The following is a 12,517-nucleotide window of genomic DNA, read 5'->3' as shown; positions in this document are numbered from 1 at the left end:
CAACTATTATTCCTTTTCAAAAAAGTTATGTCACTCCGTCAACCGAACGCCAATATTTATACTCTTCTGTCAGGTTTTTGTTTATTTTTTATGGCGCTGGGCGTTAATCGTTTTGCCTACACGCCAGTCATCCCTTTCTTAGTTCATGAACACTGGCTAACACACTCACAAGCAGGCTACGTTGCAGGGGCTAACTTATTAGGCTATTTTGTTGGCGCCTTGATTGCTCATAAATTCAACCAGATAATTCACCCTCGTATTCTCATGGTAAGCTTATTATGTCTTTATGTTATCGCGACCTCAGCTTGTATATTTGACTTCGGCTTTTGGTGGCTAAAAACCTGGCGTTTTATATTAGGGCTTAATAATGGCATCATAATGATAATGACACCTAGCCTGATACTCGCTAACTTGTCAGAATCGCAAAAAGCCATCACAAGCGGTATTATGTTTTCTGGTATAGGCGCAGGCGCCTTTATTTGCAGTTTATTAATCCCTTTCTTTTTTTCTTGGGGCGGAGTTTCTGACATTTGGTTAGGATTAGCAATACTCACATTATTTTCATGCCTAGTATCACTCAAAAAATGTTTGAATGCCCTCCCCCAAAAAAGAAAGAGTCTACACTCTTACCATTCACTGACAAGCTACCAACGAAAACATTTACTCCTTGCACTCACAGGTTACTTTTTATACAGCATAGGCTCGACACCTAGCTTGCTTTTCCTCTCTGTCTACGCTCATCACACACTTGGCACCAGTTTAGCGATTAGCAGTTATCTCTTTTCACTATTTGGTATAGGTTGTGCTTTGGGTGCCATTTCAGCTGGGGTAATTCACCATAAACTCAATAATTACTTTGCCGTCGTACTCACAAGCCTCATTGGCATAATCAGTATACTATTGATGATTTGGATCCCATCTGTCACATGGTTAGTAATTTGTACCTTTTTCTCTGGTTATTACCTAATGGCTATGGTCACCTTAATGTCATTGTTTGTAGGTCAACTCATCGGGATAAGCTTACATGCAAAATATTGGTCCTTGATGACACTTAGCTACGCTTCATCACAATTTATTGCCACTTACACTTACTCTTATGGACTCAGCTTGAATCTTAATTATGTCACCCTATTTAAAATTGGCGCGCTAGCTTTAACCTTGTCTTTAGTGTGCTACTTGTGCCTGCCTAAAACAATTAACACTCAAGAGTCATCACAATAAGCGCACTCTTCACGTATCACTCTAATACCAATTCAATTATATAAGTGATCTTTTGAGTGGAAGTTCAACATGCTATAGGCAAGGTTATTAATTACTTCATGCATTAACAAGCAGTCCTACCATCCATGGCAGTCGCTGATGATTGAAGTTAATAGTGACTCTCGGCTTGGATTCAAACGTCGCTCTACCTCCCTCACCTGATGTTTACGGATGAAAAAATGACCTGCTCACATGGATGTGAATGAACAACCATGAGCTCGTATATCAAAAGTATCTAAGTCAGATACAGGTCTATTTTTCCGATCATTTTAACCTTATCTGTTGCACCATGATTTCAGCTTATACTATACAAACTGTGTCATAGGCGAAGGCTTATATGCTGTTTCGGTTGAAATAATCTCCACTTCTTGCCCATTCGCATCGATTTCAATAACAGGCGGCTTAAACTTAGGTAAGTCATCTAGCTTTGGGTTATTGGGAGAAAACATAATCCGATCTTGTCGTATAAGATCTTGTAACTTAGTTAAATTACTTCCCTGTTCTTGATCTGCATTGTCAGCAACTAACCCTCTATCAGAGCGCACAGAAATATTGAGTAATGGAGAATTGTCCATCACATAATGTTCATCTGCGTCGTGTAATTGAAAGGTCAAATCTCCATCTGATGTCGTACTTAAAGACAAGCTCATCGCCGCATTTGAATTAAAAACATGATGAGAGCCTTTAAACACTCCTAATTCGGCCAAGGTACAAACAGAGTCAATCACTTTTTTATGATCATCGTCGTTAAGTGCTCGACTTTCAATGTCTTTATTAAGATGAGCCAGATAAGTAAAAGCCGACATCGCCTGATGATATTCTTGATCATGAGGTGCCCAAGGAGAATAGTTTGTTAAAAATTGATCAAAAGCGTTAATCAAGGCTTGCGCACTATTTTTGATTAATGAATCACTAGCAGTCCACTCAAGCGCACGGCTACTGATACTTTGCCCTGAGGTTAACTGAATTGGGGAAAATTCCATATTGATATCTTATATACTTAAGTCGATTGAGTGACACTATATCAAGCGGCTCAAGTTAAAAATTCCAAATATATATCGCATTATAAAAAATTGAGTAAAGATTCTGTAAAGATGGACAGAAAAGATGAATATTGGCCATTTATGTGTGGCATTGGATATGCTTTAAATAAAACCGAATAGGCATTCTGTAACAAAATAGATCCAGCTGGTCATTCTTAACCCTTAGCACTGACTTGTACTCGCTCAAACTTACGCTAATCGTTGTTCTGGTCTAATCCCATCGGACACTTAATTTTGAGACAGTACCGTTAATAAATTAAGAGATCTATATGAATTTGAAGAAGTCACATAAGAGTTACCCACAAGCATTTAAAGATGAAGCAGTCTTGATGGTGCTAGAGCAAGGCTACAGTGTTGCAGATGCTGCCAAGTCACTTGGCGTGGGGACAAGTCTGCTTTATACCTAGAAAGAAAAATATGAATCCAAGCAACAAGGATTGACTTTAGAAGAGTCTGAGCGTGATGAACTCAAATGATTGCGTAAAGAAAACAAATAATTACGCATGGAGAAAGAAATCCTAAAAATACCCAAGGGACACACCGAGGCAAGCGCCTTCTTTGCAAAAGAAATGAAGTAAAATTTCAGTTTGTTAAAAAACACGCTAATCAATTTCCTGTAGCGCTGTTATGCCGTGTGATGAATGTCAGTAAATCTGGCTATTACGATTAGTATAAAAGCCCTGCGAAGGTGATAAACCTTGATACGTTAATGCGTTATCGCCGTGTTCGGCATTTATTTAAGAAAAGTCGAGGCAGTCTAGGGAACCGTGAAATGGTGAAGAGATTACGCAAAGAAGGCTATCAAGTTGGTCGTTATATTATAAAAAAGCTTCCTAAAAAAGAAACTGTCAAATTTAAAATAAAATTCAAAACAAGAATTAAAAAGTTACTTTAATCATAAAAATGATAGATTTTATAAAAAACAATAATAAAAATGACATTAAAAGAAAATATAACCAGATTAATACTAAAGTTCAAATGAAAGAACTTTTTTTTAAATTTACGATATTATATTAACGATAAGTCATATCCCAACAAAAATAATTGAAAATATCTAAATAATAGAACTTTCAATTAATGTACATGTCCTTTTCGGTATTTTTAATTTATTTAAAAACAATAAATAACAGAGTCTTATTGAATGCAACCTTTAATCAAGTCCATTAAACCATATATTAGTTCCTACACTATTCTTCTTTCAATTTTGTTACTTCCCCCTTGTGAAGCAAATGATAAAATATCAAGCTGTACATTAGACAATAAACAACCAAGATCGATATTTTCTAACACTTGCATCGATAATAACAATCAAATAGGCGACTTCTTTAAAGCTAAACAATCTATTTATTTATATGGAATGTTAAAAAGAGATAGCACAGAAACAGATGTCATTTTTTCACTTGATGCCAACTCACAAGCGAAATATGGTAATTTTACCATTATTAATAAGCAATCTGGACAATTTAGATACCTAGCCACCCAAGCACAAGGCACTGAATATCTTAATTATAAAGTCGAAAGTCATAATCACACACACTTATATAGCCTAATCATTGAAATCGACGCGGGCGATCCCTTGTATCAGCAGCAATGGCATTTACATAATACAGGACAAAAAAACTTTGCCAAAAAAGGCGGCTCTATTGGTGAAGATATGAATGTCAATGAAGCCATTGCACAAGGCTTTCACGGGGAAGGGATCACGGTTGCCGTTATAGATGATGGCATTGAAATCGCTCACCCTAATTTACAAAATAATATCCTACAGAGTGGCTCTTATAATCTTAATACCGGAAGCAATGATCCAACTCCAAATGACACATCAAGCTCACATGGTACCGCTGTTGCGGGGATCATTGCAGCTGAAGGTTGGAATAATATTGGTGGCCGTGGCGTCGCACCAAAAGCCAAGCTAATTGGCTTTAACTATATGGATAGCCATCAAGGGTTTGTCGACTTTCAACTCAGTCATGGTATGGGAAAAGAAAGCAAAAAAGCCCAAGTTTTTAATCAAAGTTATGGTTCAGTACAACCCTTTCCGACCCGCTTTAACCATGCTGAAAATGAAGTGTTAAAGGACGTAACAACGCTATCATTTGACGGTAAGGGAAGTCTATTTATCAAATCTGCTGGCAACTCATTTCATTATATTAATACGTCAGATGCAGAGCTCAGCCCTGCAACTGAAGCATCCAATTATGGCCTGCCTTTTCATAATACTAATATGTCACCTGCTAAAGCTAATTTTTATAATCTAGTTGTAAGTGCACTCAACGCTGAAGGGAGACATACTAGTTATAGTAGTGCTGGAGCCAATGTCTTTATTAGCGCTCCTGGCGGAGAGTTTGGTGTTAAACAGCCTGCCATTTTAACCACAGATCGACAAGGCTGTCATACCGGGTTTTCTCATCAATTTGCCAAATTGGATTTATTAACCTCATTTGACGATGGTAGCCACCCGTTTAACAGTGACTGTAATTATACCGCCCATATGAATGGCACCTCAGCTGCTACTCCTAACGTTAGCGGCGCCATTGCCGTCATCTGGGGAGCGAACCCTTCACTAACATGGCGTGATATTCGTCATATTTTAGCCTCAACAGCAACGCAAGTAGATATAAACATTGCGCCAAAAACAATCCATATTGATCCTAATGGCCGTAATGATGAATACATAGCCTTACCCGGCTGGACAACCAATGCTGCTGGTTTCCATTTTCATGATTATTATGGATTTGGCCGCATCAATGTTAGTGACGCCGTTGCTATGGCACTCAACTACCATGAAAATCTAGGAGAATATAAAGTCTCTAAATGGCACACCTCTAAAAACCTTCATGCCAAGATCCCTGACGGAGACATCACAGGTGTGAGTCACACCATTACAGTTGCAAAAGATTGGTCAATTGAGGGAGTGCAAATTGAGTTAACGGCAAAACATTGGCGTCTGCCCGATCTGGCTGTGGAACTGACCTCACCTTCAGGCACACGTAGCGTACTCATGACACCTTATAATGGCTATGTTTATCAAGGTGATCCCTATGACTGGGATGACTTTGTTAATGGTTATGAAGACACTCCCATGTTATCGAATGCATTTTATGGCGAATCCACTCAAGGTGATTGGATCATTAGATTGATTGACGTCAATAGTGGCGATTTATACACCAAAGTAGAGAAAAAACAACCCGGATGGATGGATTACGTTTGGGACTATCTCTTTGGTGGTACTGTGGAATATTTTCCAAATGAAGATAACGGTACCTTCAATCAATGGTCGATTCGCTTTCATGGTCACAGTACTACTGGAACTTAACAATTACTTTTTCCATTAACCTTTTACGATCCTATCAAAGATCCATTGATTTAAAGACAAATATGAAAAATTTAATAAAAACCCTAATGCTGATCAATATAGCCATAGCGAGTAATGCAGCAGCGGATGAAATAACACAAACAGCCTCGGCGAATTTTTTATCAAATGCTAAACTCAAGGCACAATATGAAGCAGCCAACCCCAGCGCATTTTATTCAACACAAAAAAATGATGAATTAAATACACTCAACAAAAATGAGCTAAATTCAGAAAACACCACATTAAGCTTGGCTGAAACAGCGCTCACAGGAAAGCTAATGGTTAAATTGCAATCAGGTGTAAATGCACAGGCTTTTCTATCTCAATTTAAGGTAGAGCTGGAATGGGAAAATAATCGACAGCTACTACTTATCTCTGTGCCGCTGAACACCAGTTTAGTTGATTTTTTTGCACTCAGAGATGAAATTAAGCAGCAACAGGATGTGATCTGGGTACAAGTGGATAAAACCGGAAAATATAATACGCCCAATTAAACACCCTTTCATGAAAACAACATCACACACATAAGCAAAATATAAAAGCCTCAACGGATCGTTTGGGCTTTTACAATATACTAAACCCCGACTCTTATATGGCTAAACAATCATTGCCATAAATTAAGCAGATCGTAATACACGTTATCGAAATTAATGAAAGGATCACCCTTTTTGCTGCTGAGTATAATCCTCTAGGGACTTTGTGGCACTGATCTCAAACACCTCATTCAGCACGTCAATAGCCTGAATGCGATCGACTCGAAAATGGCGATAGGCATCTCTTAGCTCACACCAAGCCACTAAAGTCCATATGCTTTCTCCTGAAAAATGCCCCCAAAATATTTGCCCCAAAGGCTGCAAACATCGAGTTGTCACACGCTCATTCGCATCAATATAATGCACCTTGACCTTTAAATAACCATCAATAGCATGACGTAAGGTCTTGCTGATATGCGCAGTATTGGATTTGACAAACCCCTCAGGCACCACAAAGGTGAAACTTTCCACTTGCTGCTTTAATCTATCCGGTAATATTGATACCAATTTATTGGACGCACTCTTAGCGGCAGTGGCCAGCTCATCATCAGACCAAGCTCGCACCATACGCATACCCAGCTCTAATGCCACTAACTCTTGATCGGTAAACATCAAAGGCGGCAGGTGCGAGCCCGACTGCAACAAGTAACCCACACCAGCTTCACCTTCAATGGGCACGCCAGTATTCACTAAAGATTGAATATCACGATAAATGGTTCGCTCACTCACCGTTAATTCGGCCGCTAAGGTCGCAGCCGTGACCGCATAGCGCTTTGAACGCAATAAAGTCAATAATGCTAACAATCGTTCCGATTTTGTCACAGCTTAGCTCCACGGCCTTCTTTAGAATGTTATTTTAGTGGATCGTCAATCATTAAGATTACGATCAATTAATTGTGATGATCAATTCGATATTAGCTCTTGTGCTAACGCCGACATTCTGATCTCTTGATGCTCAATGTTAATGGTTTTAGGATCGATCAGTGCCATAAAGGCTTGGCAATCCGGATGGGCCTTAAACTGCTCACAGGCTTGCTTGGCACTGTCCATACTGTCCCAATAAATGACATCTGTCCACGTTTGTGAGTCTAAATGATAACTTAACGATCGATATTGAAACCCCGCAAGGGTCGCAACAAAAGTTTGACTGCATTGGGTCGCAGTCACTAGATCCGCTTCCGTCGTTCCAGGGATCACGGTAAAACACACGATTTCGATAACACTCGTCATTTTGCTTTCCTTGTATTGTTTATGTGGTTTCTTATAAACCAGTTGTTATAAAAAGCTGTTATAAAAAGCTGTTATAACCAGCTGTTACAAACAGCATACAAAGAAAGACTGTCAGGATGTGTCAGTAGGGTTTTAGGAGTGATAGCTAATTGGAATAGTAAAAGCCAGCCCTTGATACCTAGGGCAACTTTATCTGTTTTATACTCAATGAAAAGCGTTAACTGGGATGCTCACTCAGATGTACTTTGTGATTGCAGCCTGTCTTTAGCTAGGTGCAGTACAATCGTTTTAAGCTAGCATAAGTCATCAGTATCGAGATCTGTGACCAAAACTGAGTTCGTAAGATGGATTAAATTTTAATAACCAAGGTCTATTAATACCTTGGCTAGGTTTCTTTAGCTCTCTGAAAGTTAAAACAAGCTTGACTCAACGGAAGCGTCCATATCATTGCTGATTTTTTAACTTTTAACTTTTAACTTTTAACTTTTAACTTTTAACTTTACATTCAGGCAAGAATAATCATCAGTAGGTTTTTTTTCTATTCTCTTTCTTAAGCTATTCACAAAAGCAGCCGGTGAGTTCATAGTTGATTCTGAAAACCTAGCTCTCTTATGCCAATGCTCATATGCTCCATCAGACATGAGAGAAATGACTATAGAATCACCATCAATAAATTCAGTTATAGGTATTTTTAACAAATCAAAATCTAAATCAACCTGTCGTGAAAGAGCTTTTGTAATAACACTAGATAATCTCTCCTTATGAGGTCCCAGCATTTTTGGGGTATATTCTCCAAAATCGAGAACTTCTTGGTATCTAGTGTGATCTTTTGTTAGTTGAATAAGCTTCCTCTCTTTTTTCACGTAAGCTCGACAATCACCAATATGTCCTATTATTACTTTATCTCGCCTAACCTGAACTAAAGTCAAAGTAGTTGCAGAGTCAGATAAGCTCGCATTGTTAAGCGATAGCTTATCAATTGAACTCTTTACTCTATATAATGCAGATTCTACTGAAAAGTCTTTCTCTTTAAGAAGTTGTGATACTGCATTGATCGCACAAGCAGAAGCTTGATTTGCACCAGTTGTTGAGCCCACACCGTCAGCCACTGCAAACACAACATTTGAAAAATAATCATAGCTAGGAAGCAATAAGGTATCTTCATTGATAGATTTACCTGGCTTTGAATGACTAAAACTTCCTACTTCAATCTCATCATACATTTTAAGCCGCCTCCACTACTTGATTTACTGCGGCAACAAAATCTTCGCGCAATTCATCAACAGAACTATACCTATACTCTGGAAGAAATGACGTACACTTATTTATGATTAAGTTAATCTCCTCTGGTGCAGTTCTTCCATAAATATCACTGATGATCTTCCCGACTGCATAGATATCAGATTGCACGGAAAAAATACCATTATCGGTAATTTCTGGCGCACGATAACCATCACTTCCAAGTCCTTTTGGATCAAATCGCGTTTTTACTTCAGCTCGAACATCATCAAGATCTTTCACTAGACCAAAATCCGTAATCTTGTATCTACCATTACTATATTTAAGGATATTCCCTGGTTTAAGGTCCCTATGTATATACTGGTTTAAGTGTATTAGCTCTATACCATTCAATATTTGTTGAATAGCGTCAACCTGATCAGTATCACTCATTCCCTGCTCAATCGAAGTCTGTAAATTGCATTCAGCTAATTCCATCACAAAATAAGGCTTTGATCCTTGATTATTAAAAAGGACAATGGGGGCAATAACATCATAATTAAGAGCGTTCAAATAACATTGAGTTTTGATCTCCACTAAGAATCTTTTTCGAAGATCTGCTATTAGCCTTATAGGAGTTGTATTATTTTCTGCAACTGGAGAAAAGTACTTTCTTGCATACTCTTTCTCGTGGGTCTTGGTTCTGTTATAGACAGTAACTGGAAATACTTCCCCAAAACCACCTCTACCCAATCTTGTTATCCCATCTTTAAGATAGTAATTTCCACACTCATCCACTATAAAAGCCTTTATTTAGATATTGTTATAGCTTCGCAGCATAACTCTAAAACAGCTAATTGACTACTAATAACACCGTTCATATTAACAATATTTTTAAATTGCATTTACTTTAATTTTTTATTGGCTTTACTAAAAACTGAGTAAGCTTATCATGATAAACAAACCAGTAATGTATATGCTCATATCGCGGGTTTTCCTGCCAACAAAGCACTTGATATATTTGATTTTACTTTTGCTACAGGGATTCCCAAACAACACATAAATGAACTCAGTGCGGTTGGCTTTATCTAACATCATGGAAATTTAATATTACTGGGTTCCAGTAGTTTAACTAAGCCAGCCATTAATAATCATTAATAATCAAGATGATAACTGGCTTAAAAGAGGCTCTTAATGATTAGAAGGGTAAAATCATATCTTGGGACTAACTTAGCAAAAGATATGATGAAAATTTGGGCTGAAATAGACTCAATAGACTGAAATGGTTACTTTTAGGATGTGAGGTGTTAACTCAGATGTTTATCTGAGGAGCCTTGAGGTCAGATGGCCTAGTTTGGTTGTATATATTGGCAGCTGCTTGAAAAGTGCCGTCGGCGTTTATCTAGATGCTTACAGTAACGGCTGAGTTCTTGCAGTGTACCTACAGGTCCATGAAACAATGTGCCGAATTCAGTAATGATTTTTAACCAATTCTCGGTTGGAATGTTGAGTCTATCTAAGATCTGCTCTGCATTAGCTGATATATTTCCTCGCTTATCATAGCGGATCACTCTGCCAGTTTCATCAACAAGATTGAGATAGTCTTTCAGCCCAAAACCAATACCTTTAGGTTGCAGTTGGCGTTCATTGCCAATAAAGGGGAGCAGTTGTTTAGGCTGCTCTCCTTTTAGAGCAGCTTCTATACGAAGCTTTAAACTTGTGTAGTTCGATTGTTCTGGCGTAGTCGCCATTTTTGCACGGATAGGGTTTAACTCTACATAGGCCATACAAGCAAGCAGTGCCGCTTCATCGAGTAAGGCTTGGCTTTTAAAACGTCCTTCCCAAAAGTGGCCTGTACAGTTATCTTCAATATTAGCTTGCCTTGCTATTGGTTCATTAAGGCACCTCATAAACCAACTTATGTCGCTTAATCGAGCACGATATGTCGCTATTTGATGTTTTAATTGAGTGACTTGATGAGCTTCAATAACTTCACCTTTAGCAAACTTCTGAGTGATAGCTGTGCCATTAAATAATTGATGCCACTGCTCAACGATTTCTCTATCTGACCAGTTACTGGCTTTGTCTATATCAATATATAGCACCACATGTAAATGATTACTCATTACTGCAAAAGCCGCAATATCAATTGCAAAAATATCTACCAATTTAAGTAATTGAGATTCCACCCAACTGCGGCGATGATCATAGTTTTTGCCAGTGTATTTATCATCACCGCATAGAAAAGCTCGTCGAACGACACGGCTACAGCAATGGTAGTAAGGGGTATCCTCAATACTAATTAACGTTCTTCTTGGGCGGGGCATAGTAACCTCCAACATCCACTAGTCCATTAAGCTTAGTCAGAGATCTTGAAATATACTATTAACAATGGCTGTCTTTGCTAATTCTTGTTGCTAATTCTTAAGCTTAGTCAGAGATCTTGAAATATACTATTAACAATGGCTGTCTTTGCTAATTCCCGTTGCTAATTCCTCTGAGCGGGAGACAGGGTGAATATGGCAACGCCATGAATCAATGAATGAGAAACACGGATGTTGAACTGGCTATAGTATAGGGACATATTTTGTCGAACTGGTTTTTGAATAAGGATATTCATTAGGACGAGCAGTCCTCCTAATCCCACTCTCGATTACAAGAAGGGATGGGAATCCACGACTTTAGCCCGCTGCAAGCGATTAATAACAATGAAACTTCGACTAACAACACACTCTACACCTGTCACCGAAGCCCCCCTCAGCTTTGATCTTTGCTGTTCAACCCCGTGTAGATGCAGCTGTACGCCTTCGGCTTCAAGGATGAAGTCGTAGAGCGCTCAGGGATGAGTTTATAGCGTGCTACAGATGTATCTGCACATAAGCCCGCTGCAAGCGATTAATGGCAATGAAACTTCGACTAACAACACACCTAACCCATACCCACTAACGCCATAAAAAGTGTCATCAGCCTTCAGTGATCTTTGACAGAAGGCCGCAGCGCTGGCTAACCCTCCACCTAAGTCCCCCTTGTGCTCCTATTAACTTGCCGCTAAAATGAACAATATAAAGACCGAGACAAAGACCGATTTAAAGATTGATTTAAAGCACCATTAAAGGAGCGACTTAATGACCACTCGAATTTTAGCTGATGTGGCTGCCAGCATTACCGAATTAAAAGCCAATCCAATGAAAGTGGCGACAAGCGCTTATGGCGAGCCTGTGGCAGTGCTAAATAGAAATGAGCCAGCATTCTATTGTGTGCCCGCTGAAGCTTATGAAATGATGATGGATAAAATCGAAGATCTTGAGCTGCTTATTATTGCAAAAGAGCGTCAATCTGAAGAAAGTATTGCGGTCAATATTGATGAGCTATGATCTCGAATTCAGAAAGAGTGCACTCAAAGAATGGCAAAAACTTGGCCCGACTTTACAACAACAATTTAAGAAAAAATTAGCCCAGCGCTTAATCAACCCCCATATCCCTGCCGCTAAGCTTTCAGGTGGTGATAATCTGTATAAGATAAAACTAAAACAATCAGGCTATCGTCTGGTATACCAAGTTCAAGATAAACGCATCATTGTTACCGTACTCGCTGTCGGCAAACGCGAGCGAAGTGATGTGTATCTAAAAGCGATAAAACGCTTATAGGGCAGATCATTCCTATATTATTTTCCTCACCCAATACCAACCTTCTCTTCCAAATCATAGCTAAATCGAAGCAACACCCTGATTTTGATTTTCGCTTTAAGATCCCCCATCGAAGTTGCCGAAGATATTTTATCAGTCATCGTGTGATTGAGGGAGGGATCCCGAAATAGCCTTAGTTGAGTCAGGACGACGAATATGAGGCGATAACGATGACTTTAATACAATATAGA

At 38.8% G+C, this 12,517-nt stretch carries 11 protein-coding genes and 1 pseudogene; 6 read left to right on the top strand and 6 right to left on the bottom strand.

The genetic code is table 11. From position 1 onward, the window contains the following. Window positions 1-27 precede the first annotated feature (27 nt). Window positions 28-1,221 carry a YbfB/YjiJ family MFS transporter gene (locus Q0791_RS04815; RefSeq protein ID WP_299003384.1) on the top strand — a complete coding sequence of 398 codons (1,194 nt, stop codon included), beginning with the start codon at window positions 28-30 and terminating at the stop codon, window positions 1,219-1,221. Window positions 1,222-1,565: 344 nt separating this feature from the next. Here the strand turns inward: Q0791_RS04815 and Q0791_RS04810 are convergent, their stop codons facing one another. Then, window positions 1,566-2,243 carry a hypothetical protein gene (locus Q0791_RS04810; RefSeq protein WP_299003382.1) on the bottom strand — a complete coding sequence of 226 codons (678 nt, stop codon included), beginning with the start codon at window positions 2,241-2,243 and terminating at the stop codon, window positions 1,566-1,568. A 329-nt stretch (window positions 2,244-2,572) separates the two neighbouring features. Here Q0791_RS04810 and Q0791_RS04805 point away from each other — a divergent pair. The 3 genes and pseudogenes from Q0791_RS04805 to Q0791_RS04795 form a co-directional block, all read left to right on the top strand. Then, a pseudogene (locus tag Q0791_RS04805) lies at window positions 2,573-3,135 on the top strand (transposase); the annotation flags it as partial. 525 nt (window positions 3,136-3,660) lie between these two features. Continuing rightward, window positions 3,661-5,619: a S8 family serine peptidase gene (locus Q0791_RS04800; RefSeq protein WP_299003379.1), complete on the top strand. Its 1,959-nt coding sequence runs from the start codon at window positions 3,661-3,663 to the stop codon at window positions 5,617-5,619. A 62-nt stretch (window positions 5,620-5,681) separates the two neighbouring features. Next, complete coding sequence (locus tag Q0791_RS04795; RefSeq protein ID WP_299003377.1) at window positions 5,682-6,152, top strand: hypothetical protein; 471 nt, start codon at window positions 5,682-5,684, stop codon at window positions 6,150-6,152. Window positions 6,153-6,317: 165 nt separating this feature from the next. On the opposite strand, the gene Q0791_RS04790 is transcribed toward Q0791_RS04795, so the two are convergent. From Q0791_RS04790 to Q0791_RS04770, 5 genes are all read right to left on the bottom strand, one after another. Then, window positions 6,318-7,013, bottom strand: a complete 696-nt coding sequence (locus tag Q0791_RS04790) for a YafY family protein (protein ID WP_299003375.1) — start codon at window positions 7,011-7,013, stop codon at window positions 6,318-6,320. A gap of 81 nt (window positions 7,014-7,094) precedes the next feature. After that, window positions 7,095-7,421: a hypothetical protein gene (locus Q0791_RS04785; protein WP_299003372.1), complete on the bottom strand. Its 327-nt coding sequence runs from the start codon at window positions 7,419-7,421 to the stop codon at window positions 7,095-7,097. A 479-nt stretch (window positions 7,422-7,900) separates the two neighbouring features. After that, on the bottom strand, window positions 7,901-8,644 hold the full coding sequence (locus tag Q0791_RS04780) for a protein phosphatase 2C domain-containing protein (RefSeq protein ID WP_299003369.1): 744 nt from the start codon (window positions 8,642-8,644) through the stop codon (window positions 7,901-7,903). Between the two features lies 1 nt (window position 8,645). After that, window positions 8,646-9,437 carry a protein kinase gene (locus Q0791_RS04775; RefSeq protein WP_299003366.1) on the bottom strand — a complete coding sequence of 264 codons (792 nt, stop codon included), beginning with the start codon at window positions 9,435-9,437 and terminating at the stop codon, window positions 8,646-8,648. 551 nt (window positions 9,438-9,988) lie between these two features. Continuing rightward, on the bottom strand, window positions 9,989-10,966 hold the full coding sequence (locus Q0791_RS04770) for a transposase (protein ID WP_299003362.1): 978 nt from the start codon (window positions 10,964-10,966) through the stop codon (window positions 9,989-9,991). A gap of 798 nt (window positions 10,967-11,764) precedes the next feature. Between Q0791_RS04770 and Q0791_RS04765 the strand changes: the two genes are divergently transcribed. Beyond that, a complete protein-coding gene (locus Q0791_RS04765; RefSeq protein WP_299003359.1) occupies window positions 11,765-12,013 on the top strand; it encodes a type II toxin-antitoxin system Phd/YefM family antitoxin in 249 nt (82 codons plus the stop codon). Then, window positions 12,003-12,287 carry a type II toxin-antitoxin system RelE/ParE family toxin gene (locus Q0791_RS04760; protein ID WP_299003356.1) on the top strand — a complete coding sequence of 95 codons (285 nt, stop codon included), beginning with the start codon at window positions 12,003-12,005 and terminating at the stop codon, window positions 12,285-12,287. The genes Q0791_RS04765 and Q0791_RS04760 overlap by 11 nt, the downstream gene beginning before the upstream one ends. The last annotated feature ends 230 nt before the right edge of the window (window positions 12,288-12,517 follow it).

The sequence above is a fragment of the uncultured Shewanella sp. genome, from assembly GCF_947495455.1.
Lineage (GTDB): Bacteria > Pseudomonadota > Gammaproteobacteria > Enterobacterales > Shewanellaceae > Shewanella.
The sequence above is the reverse complement of the archived record's forward strand: the minus strand, read 5'-3'. Positions and strand labels throughout refer to the sequence as shown.